The sequence below is a fragment of the Sellimonas catena genome (genome assembly GCF_027924685.1).
GTDB lineage: Bacteria > Bacillota > Clostridia > Lachnospirales > Lachnospiraceae > Sellimonas > Sellimonas catena.
Map to the genome: position 1 here is coordinate 69,771 of NZ_BSBO01000004.1, position 14,808 is coordinate 84,578.

Annotated in this window: 14 protein-coding genes; 2 read left to right on the top strand and 12 right to left on the bottom strand. The window is 48.3% G+C overall.

What is annotated here, in order from left to right; all coding sequences use genetic code 11:
* Window positions 1-37: 37 nt before the first annotated feature.
* The gene (locus tag Selli1_RS03035) at window positions 38-2,710 is read right to left on the bottom strand and encodes a sensor histidine kinase (protein ID WP_118636905.1); all 2,673 of its coding nucleotides are present in this window, start codon (window positions 2,708-2,710) and stop codon (window positions 38-40) included.
* A 23-nt stretch (window positions 2,711-2,733) separates the two neighbouring features.
* On the bottom strand, window positions 2,734-3,432 hold the full coding sequence (locus tag Selli1_RS03040) for a response regulator transcription factor (RefSeq protein WP_087168858.1): 699 nt from the start codon (window positions 3,430-3,432) through the stop codon (window positions 2,734-2,736).
* A 232-nt stretch (window positions 3,433-3,664) separates the two neighbouring features.
* Between Selli1_RS03040 and Selli1_RS03045 the strand changes: the two genes are divergently transcribed.
* Window positions 3,665-5,419 carry an ABC transporter ATP-binding protein gene (locus tag Selli1_RS03045; protein ID WP_087168859.1) on the top strand — a complete coding sequence of 585 codons (1,755 nt, stop codon included), beginning with the start codon at window positions 3,665-3,667 and terminating at the stop codon, window positions 5,417-5,419.
* 347 nt (window positions 5,420-5,766) lie between these two features.
* Here Selli1_RS03045 and Selli1_RS03050 read toward each other — a convergent pair whose 3' ends face one another.
* The 5 genes from Selli1_RS03050 to Selli1_RS03070 all read right to left on the bottom strand — a co-directional run bounded on the left by Selli1_RS03050 (window position 5,767) and on the right by Selli1_RS03070 (window position 9,518).
* Window positions 5,767-6,576: a HipA domain-containing protein gene (locus tag Selli1_RS03050; protein WP_281872276.1), complete on the bottom strand. Its 810-nt coding sequence runs from the start codon at window positions 6,574-6,576 to the stop codon at window positions 5,767-5,769.
* 5 nt (window positions 6,577-6,581) lie between these two features.
* Window positions 6,582-7,121: a helix-turn-helix domain-containing protein gene (locus Selli1_RS03055; protein WP_281872277.1), complete on the bottom strand. Its 540-nt coding sequence runs from the start codon at window positions 7,119-7,121 to the stop codon at window positions 6,582-6,584.
* Between the two features lie 212 nt (window positions 7,122-7,333).
* A complete protein-coding gene (locus Selli1_RS03060) occupies window positions 7,334-7,627 on the bottom strand; it encodes a hypothetical protein (RefSeq protein ID WP_144289697.1) in 294 nt (97 codons plus the stop codon).
* 89 nt (window positions 7,628-7,716) lie between these two features.
* Window positions 7,717-8,490 (bottom strand): GNAT family N-acetyltransferase, encoded by a 774-nt coding sequence (locus tag Selli1_RS03065; protein WP_330677460.1) that lies wholly within the window; start codon window positions 8,488-8,490, stop codon window positions 7,717-7,719.
* Between the two features lie 413 nt (window positions 8,491-8,903).
* Complete coding sequence (locus Selli1_RS03070) at window positions 8,904-9,518, bottom strand: lactate utilization protein (protein WP_087169671.1); 615 nt, start codon at window positions 9,516-9,518, stop codon at window positions 8,904-8,906.
* 330 nt (window positions 9,519-9,848) lie between these two features.
* Here Selli1_RS03070 and Selli1_RS03075 point away from each other — a divergent pair, with 330 nt between their 5' ends.
* On the top strand, window positions 9,849-10,940 hold the full coding sequence (locus Selli1_RS03075; protein WP_281872278.1) for an Rpn family recombination-promoting nuclease/putative transposase: 1,092 nt from the start codon (window positions 9,849-9,851) through the stop codon (window positions 10,938-10,940).
* A gap of 75 nt (window positions 10,941-11,015) precedes the next feature.
* Here the strand turns inward: Selli1_RS03075 and Selli1_RS03080 are convergent, their stop codons facing one another.
* From Selli1_RS03080 to Selli1_RS03100, 5 genes are read right to left on the bottom strand one after another with little or no spacing between them, the layout of a single operon-like run.
* Window positions 11,016-11,534, bottom strand: a complete 519-nt coding sequence (locus Selli1_RS03080) for a signal peptidase I (RefSeq protein WP_243424936.1) — start codon at window positions 11,532-11,534, stop codon at window positions 11,016-11,018.
* Window positions 11,535-11,564: 30 nt separating this feature from the next.
* A complete protein-coding gene (locus tag Selli1_RS03085) occupies window positions 11,565-12,668 on the bottom strand; it encodes a MucBP domain-containing protein (protein ID WP_281872279.1) in 1,104 nt (367 codons plus the stop codon).
* Window positions 12,665-13,489: an LPXTG cell wall anchor domain-containing protein gene (locus tag Selli1_RS03090; RefSeq protein ID WP_087169668.1), complete on the bottom strand. Its 825-nt coding sequence runs from the start codon at window positions 13,487-13,489 to the stop codon at window positions 12,665-12,667. Before Selli1_RS03090 ends, Selli1_RS03085 begins: the two co-directional genes overlap by 4 nt.
* Window positions 13,490-13,504: 15 nt before the next feature.
* Window positions 13,505-14,272, bottom strand: a complete 768-nt coding sequence (locus Selli1_RS03095; RefSeq protein ID WP_087169667.1) for a hypothetical protein — start codon at window positions 14,270-14,272, stop codon at window positions 13,505-13,507.
* A complete protein-coding gene (locus Selli1_RS03100) occupies window positions 14,272-14,808 on the bottom strand; it encodes a hypothetical protein (protein ID WP_281872280.1) in 537 nt (178 codons plus the stop codon). The genes Selli1_RS03095 and Selli1_RS03100 overlap by 1 nt, the downstream gene beginning before the upstream one ends.

The window sequence follows — 14,808 nt, forward strand, 5'->3', positions numbered from 1 at the left end:
GATATCGAAATACCCTCTCCTGAATCTAAAGATTTCCTTATTTTTTATCTGTTTCTTCCGGTTTTGTCTCCGGCTCCGTTTTCTTGTCTTCTTTTTTCGGCGTCTGCTCCTTGATCAGCCGTCTCACCCGTGGAAAAGTAATGATTACCTTAAACAGATCGCCGTCAAGATAAAGCTCAAACGTTCCTCCCTGAAGCTCCGTCAGATTTTTCGCGATGGAAAGGCCAAGTCCGCTTCCCTCTGTGCTCCGTGATACGTCTCCCCGGATAAACCGCTCTGTCAGTTCATCGGCTGAAATATTCAGCTGCTGATCCGAAACATTTTTCAGGATAAACTTTGCCGTCCCCGGCTGGAGCATCAGATCCGCATAGACGCGGCTTCCTTCCATGGCGTATTTTGCCGCATTGTTAAAGATATTGGCAAATACCCGCCACATCCTTCTGCCATCCACCCGGACAGTTACCGGTTCATCCGGCATATTGAGGATCACTTTGATATTGCGCGCTTCAAACTTCTCCTCGTATTCTCCTTCCACCTGATAGATCAGTTCCACCAGATTCAACGTCATAAATTCCAGCTTGATATTTCCGCTGCTGACTTTTGAAGCCTCCACCACGTCTTCTGTCAGGGTCTTCAGTCTCTGGGCCTTCATCTCCAGAATGTTGAGGTAATTCTGAATTTTCGGATCCTGGAAATTTTCCCGTTTTAAGATGTCCACGTAATTGATAATGGACGTCAGCGGCGTCTTGATATCATGCGACACGTTCGTGATCAGATCAGTCTTGAGCCGCTCATCCCGGACACTTTTCTCCAGTGCACGGTTCAGGCCCTCGCCCAGCCGGTTGATTGTCTGGGCGATTTCCAGCGTTTCGCCTCTTAAATCATCCAGCGGAATCTTGTAGTTTACATTTCCTTTCGCAATCTCAAGCAGCCCTTTTTTAATCTTCTGCCTTGCCAAAGCATACCTTACGAGAAATACGCCCACTCCGATATTGACCACAATGCCGATAATCATCAGCGGAGTATTTCCCCACGTAATCAGTTCTACGAGCAGGAAGGCAATGTAAGCCACCACGATTTTGGTTGTCGTCTTCTTATTTCTCCATCCATGTCTGAAAATCTCGCAGACCGCTTTCATAATACTGTTCTTCCAGAGCGTATGAGCCTTAATCCTCCGAACCATGCTCAGGTAGAACCAGAAGAAGAACAGACAGCTTACAAAAGCGATTGTTCCCGCCATCACCATAGTGTAGATTGGCAGTCCGTCTTCCCTCCAGATATCGGAAGAGTAGTAATAATCGTATGCCATCACGTACTGGGATCCCCACTCGGAAATCAGATACATGCTCACGATCCAGAATATGATTACAAATGCCGCCGCCAGCTCTGTCTTCCACCGGTCGAATCCGGACAGCGCAATCTCCCCGTTCTCAGAACGGTTGCTGTGTCCGGAGATTACAGTCAGACATACAAGCAGGATAAAGAAAAGAATCAGCGTTCCCCATGCCACCTCACACGCAATCGTGATATACGGCACAATCTCCTGATAATATTCTCTGTCACTCTCAAACTCATCCGGAACCGAGTAGGTCGTATCAACGGATGCCATAAAGACATAATTGGTATTACGTCCGATGATCCGGTGGGATTCCACAATATCCGATTTCCACTCCTGCGCGCTCTGCGCCGGATTCTCAAACGTTGACTCAAACCCGGCAAGCTTCGGTGTCACAATAACGTATGCACCTGCCTGCTTGATCTTCTCCTGATAATGATCAATCTCTTTAATATCCTGGAATTCCTGCCGGTTGGAATAAATCTCGTTCTCGTCATAGTCTACATAAATGTAACTGTAATTGGTATTTCCTTCTTCCCATCCTCCCGGCGCTTCTTTATAGTTTTGAATATCACCTGAAATCGCCGCCAGTGTGTTGGACAGGGCATGATATGCATCTGCAAGCTTTCCATTCCACCGCTCATCTGTATTTGCAAGCTCCACCAGATTTGCAGCTCCATCCAGAGAATACGGTTCCTTTAAAACTTCTTCGCCCAGCCCCAGATTCCAGCAGTCCGCATAAAGTTTCTGCCCGTTCTGATCCAGCACTTCTCCATAGCCTGCCGTATTGTAATCATCTTCCAGAAGTGCCGAAAGCTTCTCCTCATTGGAAACAAATTCACCATTTGACGCAAAGACAAGCTCTCCTGCGGACATTTTGTTCCGGAAATCATCCCCATAATAATAGTGGTAGCTTCCGTCCTCTTTCAGGCACACAATCACGGTTGTCACATAGTCATGCAGGAACTGGTCCCAGCTTTCCTGATCCGCCGCCGCGTTCTGATATCCCCGGCTCCACTGCTCCAGGTCTTTCAGCCGGTAGGCGATGCCGGAATGATTTGTCCCGTCCTGGTCCAGGCTTCCATTATCATAACGTACCACATCAATCAGCTTATCGGGATTGTAGCTTCCGTTTGTCTCGAACTTTGCTTTGGTATCCAGCTGATCCAGGACTTCCCGGGACATTGTCTTCATCCTGTTCTCAAACTGGGCAGTTGATTCATAATGGCTCTGCACCTTTTCAAACGGAATCAGATAACGAAGTCCTGCCGAGGTCCCGACCCAGACAAAGCTCACCACACTTACGACAATGCACAGGTGCGCCAGAATCAGGAGCAGTCCCTTACATGTTGCAGAATAAAACCATTTATTCATATCGTTTTTCTATCTGCTCCTTCCTAAAGCTTTTCAATTTTATATCCGACTCCCCATACGACCTTCAGATAGCGCGGGTCTTTCGGATTGATCTCAATCTTCTCACGGATATGCCTGATATGAACCGCCACGGTATTATCCGCCCCGATCGCCTCTTCGTTCCAGATGTTTTCATAGATCTGGTCGATGGAAAAGACCTTGCCCTGATTCTTTACAAGCAGGAGGAGAATATCGTACTCCGTCGGCGTCAGCTTCACAACCTCGCCGTCCACCGTCACTTCCTTGAGATCATCGTTGATGGTAAGACCTCCCACCGTGTAGATCTCTTCCTGATCTCCGGCGCCGACCGTGCTGCCAAGCTTCGTATATCTGCGGAGCTGTGACTTGACTCTCGCCACAAGCTCCAGCGGATTGAACGGCTTTGTCACATAGTCGTCGGCTCCGATATTCAGCCCGAGAATCTTGTCTGAGTCCTCTGATTTCGCTGAAAGAATGATAATCGGAAGACTCATCTTCTCCCGGATCTTCAGCGTCGCCCGGATCCCGTCAAGCCTTGGCATCATCACATCGATCACAAGCAGATCCACTTTCTCCTCATTCAGAACTTTCAGTGCCTGCTCCCCGTCATACGCTTTCAGTATCCGGTATCCTTCCTGAGACAGATAAATCTCAATCGCTTCTACAATTTCCTTATCATCATCACATACTAAAACGGTATACATCGTCTCTCACCTCTCTATTATTCCTGAAATAGAAAGCGGGCCTCCCCCCTTGTTTTCGCACGCAGAATCCCCGCTCTTTTTTCTACTTATTAGAATACCAGAAATTTTTTAAGAGCCAAAGCATAAATTCTTAATTGTTGATGAATATGTCCGTTTTTATTCATTGCAGGGTCCAATCAAGTATGGTAAATTATTAGGAGGGGAAATTTTAAAATGAAAGAGAGGTTAGTCTATGGATACACTAAAACGTTTTATTCACTATTATAAACCTTACCGGACGGTCTTTTTTCTGGATCTGCTCTGCGCGGCTGTCATCAGTCTGATCGATCTTGTCTACCCGCAGATTCTAAGGACCGCTACAAACTCTCTGTTCACCAGAGACAGCAGCACCATCCTGAAGATGCTTCTGCCGATCGGTATCGGACTTTTCGTCATGTACACCATCCAGAGTCTCTGCAAGTACTACGTCAGCTACCAGGGACATATGATGGGTGCCAATATGGAACGGGATATGCGCCAGCAGCTGTTTGAGCACTACGAGACGCTTTCTTTTTCCTATTATAACAGCCACAATTCCGGCCAGATGATGAGCAAACTCGTATCCGACCTGTTTGATATTGCCGAGTTCGCCCACCACGGACCGGAAAACCTGTTCATTTCACTGATCAAGATCATCGGTTCCTTTATCTTTTTATTCCTGATCAACTGGCGGCTCGCCATTCCTCTGGCAGTCATCGTTGTGATCATGTTCTTCTTCTCCATGAAGCAGAACAAACGTATGCAGGAAACCTTTATGGAGAACCGCCGCAAGATCGGTGATGTCAATGCAAGCCTGCAGGATACCCTCGGCGGAATCCGTGTTGTGCAGTCCTTTGCAAACGAAGAAATTGAAAAGAAAAAATTCTCAAAGAGCAACCATGCATTCCTGCTTTCCAAGGACGCCAACTATAACTGCATGGGCGGGTTCATGGGATGGAATCTGTTCTTCCAGGGCATGATGTATCTTGTCACACTGGTATTCGGCGGATATCTCATCGCACACGGACAGATGGATCCGGCGGATCTTGCCATGTATGCGCTGTATATCGGAATCTTCATCAGCCCGATCCAGATCCTTGTGGAGCTGGCAGAGATGATTCAGAAGGGATTCTCCGGATTCCGGCGTTTCCTCGATGTCATGGATACAGAGCCGTCCATTCAGGACAAGCCGGACGCAAAAGACCTGACCGATGTGAAAGGCCTTGTCTCCTACGAGGATGTATCTTTCTGTTATGATGACGATGATACACCGGTTCTCCAGAATGTGTCCTTCCAGATCCCGGCCGGCCGCTCCATCGCACTGGTAGGCCCGTCCGGCGGCGGAAAGACGACAATCTGCAACCTGCTGCCGCGCTTTTATGATGTCACAGGCGGACGCATCACCATCGACGGCAAAGATGTCCGAGGGCTGACATTAAAATCCCTTCGGAATAATATCGGAATTGTCCAGCAGGATGTCTATCTGTTCTGCGGAACCATTAAGGAAAACATTGCTTACGGAAAACCGGGCGCTTCCATGGATGAAATCGTGGACGCTGCCAAACGCGCCAATATCCATGACTTCGTCATGTCTCTGCCTGATGGCTATGACACCTATGTGGGCGAACGTGGAACAAGGCTCTCCGGCGGACAGAAGCAGCGGATCTCCATCGCGCGTGTCTTCCTGAAGAACCCGCCGATCCTGATCCTCGACGAAGCGACCAGCGCACTGGACAACGAAAGCGAACGCCATATTCAGAAGAGTCTTGAGGCTCTGGCAAAGAACCGTACTACCATCACAATCGCACACCGGCTCTCCACGATCCGGAACGCCGACGAGATTATCGTCATCACGGAAAACGGTATCGCTGAACGCGGTTCCCACCAGAATCTTCTGAAACGAAACGGCATCTACGCACACTATTACAAGATGCAGTTTGAAGGTCTGGAAACCGAAGAAATGATGTAAAACATACAGGGTAAATCCCTTAAAAATGTGCGCCTCCCAGCGCACGAAACTGCAGAAGCCGGGACTTTTCCAGTACCCCGGCTTCTGTTTTTCTTAATAATTTTTGCATTTCTTTTATAGAATCAACACATTTTAGACACATTTTCTGGTTATACTAGGACTCAGATAGTTGATAAACAAATCACTATCTCCCCCCTCATAAAGTAAGCACTTCGGAGAGATACCTCCAAGTGCCACTTTACTCTCATTCCTTTAGATAACTTATAAACAGCGAAACCCGTCAGTTGAAAGACTGACGGGTTTTCGCTGTTTATGGGTTTTGAAATACACTATATCTACTAATCATACTACTTGAATAAATACTCATATTTCCTCCGTTGCTGCAGAAGAATGTTTCGTACTCTTTTTTTGATCTCCGCCGGATAGTATGATTCTTCATCCAGAAACCGGGTGATCACACGGTCGTCGAATGAAAAAGATACCGTTTGTCCATATAGTTCTTCTACTGCATCCAGCTGTTCCTCAAAGCTTGAGCTTATTGTTTTTGCCTGTGCCTTCGGAATCAGCTCCACACTATCTTCTCCAATTGGATAATCTACTGTCAGATCAGACAACAGGGCAGATCCATGATCAAAGATCGGACAATAGTGATAAACTCCGACCGGATCATATAGTACCGCGATATTATGCATATGCCTGTCTTCATTCAGAAACAGCGCATCTATTGTCAACATTCTGCACAGATATCTTCCAAATTCCTTTAAGCCAGTCATCTTTTCCACCTGTTCTGTCAGGAAAAGTGCTCGTTCTTTGACTCCCTGTATCTTGAATATATTTCGATACAAGCTTCCTCCATAAAAACTTCCAAACAGCCGCTCCAATGTGATCAGCTGATATCCTTTCGGCAGGAAATTTCTGCTTTTGCATCCGCAGTAGGTGCTGCTTTTATATTCAATCTTTTCTGTCTGATACATAATATACTCATTTTCATCCATATCAGAATACTTCAGAAGAGATGAAACCATATATTCCGCCAGTCCTTCATATCCGATATAGTCCGCTTTATACCAGGTACCATCCTCTTCCCATTTCAGCTGATTTCCCTTGGATGATTGTATCGGGGAATTTCTCAAATCTTTTTCTAACAGTCTAACCATGATCTTTACTCCTCAATCTGAATCCAAAAATCATCCTCTGCCATCCGCCCTTCTGTTTTCTGAACAATCAGGAACGGATCATAAAATGGAAGATTCAGCTCTTCCAGCATGATTTTCATTTTATCCCGTGTCCTGGGGAAACAGCGGGATTCTAAAAATTCCTCATAATCTTTGTAGCCCGGATTTTCATTTCTTCCAAACGCACAGAAAACCGGATCCTGCACAAAATTTTTTATTTTTATTCTTTTCTGTCGTTCCTCCACATCAATCACTGTGCAAAGGCGGTCATGATACATGTATCTGAGACGAAGTGGAAATGTTTTTTCCGGTATTTCCAGTTCGTCTGCCAGCCAAATCCTGTCCCAGAGAATTCCAAGCAGTACAGCCGCAGCACCCTTTACCGTCCCCCGGCTGCTTTCCCAATGTTCCACTGTCTTAACCGATACATTCATCAGATCTGCCAGTTCTTTTTGCTTCAAATGCAGTCTCTGCCGTATCACCTTTACTTCTTCTGCGGATACTGTCTTCTGTATGGCAAATTCCATATCACACCTCCGGATTTTCCTTTTATATGTCGTTTAAATGTCGTCCTTTGATATAAGTATATCTCTTTTATCCCTAAAATCAAGAAATATATTTTAAAATAACTACTAAATTTTAGTAGTGTTTGAGTTTCCTGTTAAACAAAACTGCCGTCACTGTGCATCACACAGCAACGGCATTTTTTCATTTTATGGATATCTGAAAGTTGTTTCTTTTATACGCTAAAGAATGCTATCCCATAAAGCCCGATCATCATCACAGCCAGAACACGGATAAACAAACGGCAGTTTTCTCTTCCGTAACGGAATACCAGATTCTGCGGACATACCGGAACAAGGAATAAAAAGACACCCCAGGTGGACTTAATCAGAAATTCAAGAATTCTGCTGTTCACCGTCAGATAGTTCAGCAACATCAGGACGACAGCACTCATCAGCCAGACTGCCATAAAATATCCAAATGATATGGACTCCTGCAAACGCTCGGATAACATTGCAAACCGCTTCATATTCATCCCTTCTTTCCTTTTTTTCATTATACATCTGTTTCGATAAAAAATCTACAGCCTGGCCATGATTTAATTGGACTTCAGGAATATTATCGATTCATCCGTTCTACAAGCTCTTTTGGTTTCACGGTCAGTTCGGCCCACGCCGGCCTGAATCCGCTTCGTATCGCATTTCTGGCAGACCGGATATTGGACCATGCACAGCAGTAAAACGGCACTTTCCCACGTTCCAGTATTTCCAGTGCAAGGGTGCCGGTGAGTGCCGACGCAATTCCCTGACGGCGGTATTGTGGCAGTACGTCAATTCCAATCTGCCACATACTGTCGCAGTCCGCTGAACACGCTGCCAGCCCGATCAGGCGGCCGTCATTGTCATACGCTCCGACCCCAAGCACATCCAGTTCTTTTCTGCCCTCAGAAAGCGCATTTTGCCACTCCGGCCGATAAAGCTCGTGAAAATCGCTGTTTTCCAGCAGCCGCATCTCATATCGGCAGTCTCCCCTTGTGAGAGCATTCACATCCGGCAGAAAATACTCTGCCATAAAGCACACCATCAGATCGTGCTCTGCAAATGCTTCGTTCAGCACATACAGATTCGGTGTCTCAAAACAGTGCTCCACCGGATATTTCTGAATATAATTCCGGACAATTTCCTCATATCTTCTATCAATGGATGCCACAATATTGTTTCCATAAGAGATCAGGTTGCACGCAAGCGGCAGTTTCAGATATCTGCGCGCATCCGGATTCTTCCTGGATGTTACAATAACCGGTTCCGTTTTCATAAAATCCTCCGGCTGACAGTTTGCGTCAATAGCAGACTGCTCCATGGCAGTCCGAAGGATCTCCTTATTTGTCATCATCGCTTTTTCCTCTCTTTTTATCAAGTTATTTTCATTGCAACTGAAGCTGCCTGCAGCAATTACGGTTCTTTTTTATAAATGCTCTGTCTTAACCGTACGGATTTGAATCAAAATACGGTTAAAAATAGCGATTGCTCTATTTCAGAGGTATTTCTTCCGATTTGAATACGGTTATCTTATTCTGAATACACACTTTTAACCGTACCAGACCGTTTAAAACTACCGCTGTATTTTCAAAAAGTTTTCTCATAACCGTATTCGACCGATAAAACTACCGCTGTATCACCAACAAACTTGCTCATAACCGTATTCACCACGAATGAACTACGGCTCTGAACTCAAGCATCTTATTTTCAACCGTAGCAAGGTGAAAATCGCAAGGCTGACTCTAACAATACGCCTGTTCCCGGACATTAATAGCCCAGTTCCTCATGAATCAGCAGGATTTCAAACTCGCTTCCTATCGGTTTTCCCCACAAAACAGACAGCCCCCGGCAGATCCGGTCCGGACTGCTGCAGTCATAACAGCGGTCCATGTTTACTGCACAAGGAGTATTGGCTCCGACTCTTCTTGCATTGCGCGGAGCCGCCACATTCCGTGCCCGGTACAGCGCGCTGTCATAGTCTTTCTCCAGCTTGTTTTCCCCGATCACCAGATACACCTTCTCATGACCGTAGAAAATGGACGCCACCCGGTTGCATCGTCCGTCAATGTTGATCATCTCGCCTGTCTCGGCAAGTCCGTTCACCGAAGAGAGGTAGATTTCCGCAGCATTTTCTTTTGCACGCACTTCCGCATCAGTCATGCCCTGCGGCATCCGCAGATGCCAGTACACTGTATTGTGTTTTTCCAGCATCGGATAAATTCCTATCTGATCCATTGTCACGGATCCCCCGATGCCAACTGTCCGGCCGTCAATCTGCTCATCCAGATACCGGGCTGCCTCCTGCGCCGTGTCAAAGCACCGTACCTGATATCCTCTCTCCTTCAAATTCTTTTCTACCTTGTCAAAGCTTTTGTTTCCCATGTATCTTGCCTCCTTCTGCTTTTGATCCTGCTCTCATTATATCAGAATTCACCCCTTTTTTTCTCTTGTTATTTTCTCACTGAGGGTATATACTGGCCTTACATCAAATCGGGACAGCATTCTTTTGTCCCTTCGGGAATCTTTTCCCGCTGATGCATGATTCCGGCCATTCGGCCACAAATTTCAATATTTTATTTTTACAGATGGGGAACAGAGAAATCAACGGGAAAGAACTGAGCATTTATTGTATTTCACATCATTCACTGGTACAATAAAAGTAATTTCAGTGTCTGACTGTTTGTCTTTGCTCCCTTTCGGAAAGGAGTCCTTATGACGAAGACGAACAGTCACAAACCAAAAACCAGTACACAAAACAAAAAAGTCAAAGACAGCGGTGCCAGGCTGATCTTTGGTGATCCCATCCTCTGCGCCCAGTTCCTTCGCGGATATACGGATATCGAACTTCTAAAAGATGTCCAGCCGGAAGATATTGAGGACGTCACAGATCGCTTCATCTCCGTATGGCAGGAAGAACGGGATTCCGATACGGTAAAGAAGATACATCTGAAAAATCAGGAAGACATAGACACTCTTTATCTGATCACGCTGATCGAGCATCAGACCAAGGTCGACTATGATATGTCTTTCCGGATTCTGCGCTATATCGTCCTGATCCTGACAGATTATGCCGCAGAGGCCGAGAAAAAACAGGCCGGGTGCACAGCTTTAAAGGGCTTCCGGTATCCTCCTGTTCTTCCAATTGTCTTCTATGATGGAGACCGGAACTGGACAGCTGCAAAAAACTTTCAGGAACGCACCGCACTTTCCGATCTTCTGGGAGAGTATATTCCAAACTTTCAGTATCTGGTCGTGCCGCTCTCCCGCTATTCCAATCAGGAGTTGATTGAAAAAGAAGATGAGTTGTCTTTGATCATGCTAATTGACAAACTGCGAAGCTCCGCCGAATTTCACGAACTCGCAGAAATTCCGGATGACTATTTGGAGAAGATCAGCCGTGACTCCCCTGAGTCTCTTTTAAAACTGATCGCCAAGATCATTGCGGCATTCCTGCATCGACTGAACATTCCGAAAGAAGAAATCGGCGACTTCACTGATCAAATCGAACGGAGGGATTTTACCATGTTGTTTGAGCATTTTGAAGCGTATGACGTGCAGGCGGAGAGAGCAAAAGCCAGAGCCAAAGGAGAAGCGGAGGGGCAAGCAAGAGGTAAAGCAAGGGGTAAAGCCGATTCCATACTGCTGCTTTTATCCGATCTTGGGGCGGTTCCGGAGGCACTTCGTGAACGGATCATGGACGAAACAGATATGGAATGTCTGGATCAATGGATCCGGGGTGCTGCCAGAGCTTCCTCTGTAGAGGAATTCACAGAGAAATATCTGCCTGATTTAAAAGAAGCATAACCAAAAACAGGATGTACCTTTCATATCTCCATGAATGTACATCCTGTTTTTCTTTACGGAAACTTCCGTCCTCTTTTACGATTCTGTTTTCCTGAACATAATGCCTGCCGCCACATGCAGAAGAACCGCCGCTGCAATCATTCCTGCCGCTGCCAGTTTCCCGGTTGTCTCGGAGAGCAGTCCTGCAATCCATCCCAGATACGGAATGGAACACACGACCTTTCCTCTCAGCTGGTCATAGGACACCGGATTCGGATCTTCCTTTTCATTGGCGTCCCCTTTTGTCACAAACTCTCCCATCAGAGTCCGGTTTTCTACTACCCGGTGGGTGATCAGCGCGCCGCCTCCTCCATCGTAGGCGATTACATCTTCTGCCTGTATCTGCTCAGCTTTGGCTTTTCTTACATACACCAGGCTGCCGGTCGGAATCTCCGGCGCCATGCTGCCGCTGATGACCTCATAAACCTGAAGCCCGAAGGCCCGGGGCACTGCCGCCGGGGCTGCGGCCACAACTACCAGAATCAGCAAAACCGTACCCAGTGCACTGCAAAATGCAGCCACTGGGTGAGTTTTTCTTTTCTCTTTGTTTTTCAATCCTGTCCGTCCTTTCGCTGTCTGATCCGGTTATCTGCGGAACTTCCGTATCAGCGCAAGGATCACACAGAGTGCCGCAAGACCTGCCACACCGATTCCGATACCGGCTGCCAGCGGAAGTCCGTCTTTTCCGGTCTCCTCCACTACGTCAGAGCCGTCCCCTGTCGGAGTCTCGTCTTCATCCAGATCTACAACACCCTGCGGGGTCTCGTCCGGATTGATGGTTTCTCCCTGGCCGTCTGCATTTTCTCCAGCTTCCTGGGTTCCTCCCTGTGCCTGCGCATCTGTTCCGGCTGTGCCTGCACCTCCGGCTGCTGTTCCGGTGCCGCCCGTCGTTCCGGCTGTACCGGCCGTCCCCGTACCACCGGCAGTTCCGGCTCCTCCTGCTGTCGTTCCCGCTCCTGCACCTGCAGCTCCTGCCACACCGGCTGCCTGAGCCGGAACCTGAATCGTCTGTACCGTATTCGTACCCGGAATTACAGTCGTGATCGTCACGATGTCACCCGGTTCCGTAATGACTTCCGGAGATGCATCCTGATATACAAACGTAAATACATTCTCCGATGCATCTGCGGACAGCGTCCTGGTCAGTGCCAGGGCCTCCGGAAGATAGTTTTCGATATAGAGATAGGCTACCACCGGCTTATCTCCTACATTTCCATAATATGTCTGAGACGGTGCCAAAGTATTGCCGTCTTCATCTTCGTAATTGACCGTATAAGCCACCTGGTCTCCCCGGATTCCGTATGCTACCACGTAGTCAGCATCCTCGGTTACCCGGAATGCAGACGGTGCCAGACTTGCCGTGTCATTGTCCCGCGCACTCGGACGTACGCCTTGTACATAATACCGGCTGTCATCTCCAGGCCGGACTGCTCCCTGCTGGATATCAAAGGAAACAGTATCGCCGGTCTGCAGGCCGCTGACCGTGATCCGGTCTCCGGTATTCTGGATGGAAACATTTCCCTGTCCTGCTACGGTCAGGCCTGATGCGCTTGCAAAGGTTCCCTGATTTCCCGCGTAAAAAGTCACGGTATAAGTATAATTATCCGCCGCGGATACCGGAAGGGCTGTTATCCCCAGAAGGGCTGCCGCCGCAATCAGGGACTGCATCACTTTTTTGATCTTTCTCATGACTGAAGCCCTCCTTCCCCGCTCCGGCGGTGTTTCTTGAAGTAAAGAACCGCAAATACCAGAAGAACGATTCCGCTGAACAGCATCAACGCGCTCAGAATAAGCAGCGGTGCGGTATCGCCGGTCTTCGGCGTCTGGTGCTGTGTCTCATATACTGTCGTCACGGTATTCTCGCCCCGCTCGGTTCGCTCAACGATCTGGTCCTCGCCTTTCTGAGTAATGGTCTCCGGCGCTGCCGTCTCTGCCGCGAAATTCATCTGCAGGGCTGCCAGTGTGTTCTGATAGCCGTTTCCCTGCGTCTCGCCGTCCAGAGTAACACTTAAGTTCACTTCTCCGTCCGCTCCCGGAGCCAGCTGGTCCAGATACAGGAAGTCTTCCAGAGCGTCCGTTGCCTGATGAAGTCCTTCTCCGGACTGAGATGCTCCTTCTCCTCCTACGGTGTTGCTGTCATAAAGGATGGTCTCCTCCCCTGCGTCATCTGTATAGACAAGCCGGTAGGTGTATGCACCTCCCTCGGCTTCGCTTCCTTCTTCCAGGCTCTGCAGAATTTCATTGGAAAGATACCAGTCCATCGCCTCTTCGCCGGAATTTTTAATCGCCACCTGCAGGTCCATGGTATCTCCCGGCAGGATTCCGTAAATCTCCTCTGCCATCTCGTCGGAGCTGAAATTACTCTGCATTTCCTCCCCGTCAAACTCCACCAGCCAGTTCCGGCTTCCTGTCAGCTCTTCCGCATGGACCGGTCCCATACACCAGGCCGGAACCACAAGGGCCGCGCTGCAGGCCGATGCCAGGATCAGGCTGCACATTTTCTTTCTCATAATGTTGTACCCCCTCTATTCCAGACTGATGCCGGTCCCGTCTTCGGAAGCCGTCACATCCACGCCCCATGCACTCTTGATGGCGTCTTCCGCATTGTGGGTCTGGACTGCGTCCGCCTCTGCTTCAATCCGGAACTGATAGCCGTCATAATCATAGGACGTCTCAATCGTCTTGTATCCGTTTTCATCCTCCGTCACCGTCTCGGTTACCTTGGTCAGAACCGCAGGATCAATCCGCAGGGTGTCGGACAGGTCCGGTGTACTCTCGCCCGGCGCCAGTGCTCTTGTATAATACAGCACCGTCCGCTCTGCAGTAGAGGCTGATTCATCGATCACCCAGCCGCTTCCTTCCGTCAGGTTCAGATCAATGAGATCCGGTGACAAGGTTGTATCTTTCTCTCCTTCCGGACCCGCCCAGCTCTTTTTGAGCACGACCCGGACAAAAGAATCAATAGACCCGCTGTTGCTGACGGATAACGTCTCGTCATACGCCTTTCCCGGCTGAATGGTTTCCCCTTCTTCCAGAAGACCTTCCAGCAAGGTTCCTTTCGTCTCGCTCCACCGGCTGTCCTCGGTGTAATCCCGGCTGCTGATGGCATTTCCGTTTTCCTTTAACGTCACGCCGATTCGTGATACCTGAATCCGGGCACCGTAGTTTTCACTGTAATAAGTCAGGGCTGCCCGGGTGCTTCCAACCGTACTTCCGATTAAAAGCAGGGCAGACGCGCCGATCAGTGCTGCCGGCACAATCGGGAACGTGTGCTTGTTGTTTTTCTTTTTCATTATTCAGCCACCTCCCCGTCAGCCTCGGTATAGGATGATTCTGTGGAATCCGCTACCGCATTCCAGTCAGCATACGGATTGCCATTCTCATCATACAGAACCGGTGTACATTCCTGAACCACAATTACGTTGAAATCCTGATCCAGTCCGGTACTGTCGATCTTGATCTTCATCTCATCGGAGGATGCGTCCGGTGCTACAATGTCACTGTAATAATAGTATTCATCCGCTCCCGGCGTCCATTTTCCGCTTTCATCGGAAAAACTAAGCCTTCCTTCCAGCTGGCTTCCCGCAAAGACTTTCACCCGCACATAGCAGGAATAGTCTCCGGTATTCTGCACACGGATGTGCTTCGTCCAGTCGGATACTTCCTCACCCGGAATGGTGGTGGTCATGCCAAGACTTAATGTCTGGCTTCCCTCCGCTTCTGCATAGGTGGTGAAATATGCCATGGCGCTGCCTGCTGTGGCTCCTGCTGCAAGAATACAGGCCGCGGCAGCCAGACCTATGGTCTTTTTACTCCATCCTTTTCTCAT

Excerpts from the sequence above, each read along its gene's own strand:
- Selli1_RS03045 (WP_087168859.1), top strand. The coding sequence starts at position 3,665 with ATGGATACACTAAAACGTTTTATTCACTATTATAAACCTTACCGGACG.
- Selli1_RS03065 (WP_330677460.1), bottom strand. The coding sequence starts at position 8,490 with ATGATGACAAATAAGGAGATCCTTCGGACTGCCATGGAGCAGTCTGCT.
- Selli1_RS03035 (WP_118636905.1), bottom strand. The coding sequence starts at position 2,710 with ATGAATAAATGGTTTTATTCTGCAACATGTAAGGGACTGCTCCTGATT.
- Selli1_RS03085 (WP_281872279.1), bottom strand. The coding sequence starts at position 12,668 with ATGAGAAAGATCAAAAAAGTGATGCAGTCCCTGATTGCGGCGGCAGCC.
- Selli1_RS03075 (WP_281872278.1), top strand. The coding sequence starts at position 9,849 with ATGACGAAGACGAACAGTCACAAACCAAAAACCAGTACACAAAACAAA.
- Selli1_RS03070 (WP_087169671.1), bottom strand. The coding sequence starts at position 9,518 with ATGGGAAACAAAAGCTTTGACAAGGTAGAAAAGAATTTGAAGGAGAGA.
- Selli1_RS03050 (WP_281872276.1), bottom strand. The coding sequence starts at position 6,576 with ATGGTTAGACTGTTAGAAAAAGATTTGAGAAATTCCCCGATACAATCA.
- Selli1_RS03060 (WP_144289697.1), bottom strand. The coding sequence starts at position 7,627 with ATGAAGCGGTTTGCAATGTTATCCGAGCGTTTGCAGGAGTCCATATCA.
- Selli1_RS03095 (WP_087169667.1), bottom strand. The coding sequence starts at position 14,272 with ATGAAAAAGAAAAACAACAAGCACACGTTCCCGATTGTGCCGGCAGCA.
- Selli1_RS03040 (WP_087168858.1), bottom strand. The coding sequence starts at position 3,432 with ATGTATACCGTTTTAGTATGTGATGATGATAAGGAAATTGTAGAAGCG.
- Selli1_RS03055 (WP_281872277.1), bottom strand. The coding sequence starts at position 7,121 with ATGGAATTTGCCATACAGAAGACAGTATCCGCAGAAGAAGTAAAGGTG.
- Selli1_RS03100 (WP_281872280.1), bottom strand. The coding sequence starts at position 14,808 with ATGAGAAAAGGATGGAGTAAAAAGACCATAGGTCTGGCTGCCGCGGCC.
- Selli1_RS03090 (WP_087169668.1), bottom strand. The coding sequence starts at position 13,489 with ATGAGAAAGAAAATGTGCAGCCTGATCCTGGCATCGGCCTGCAGCGCG.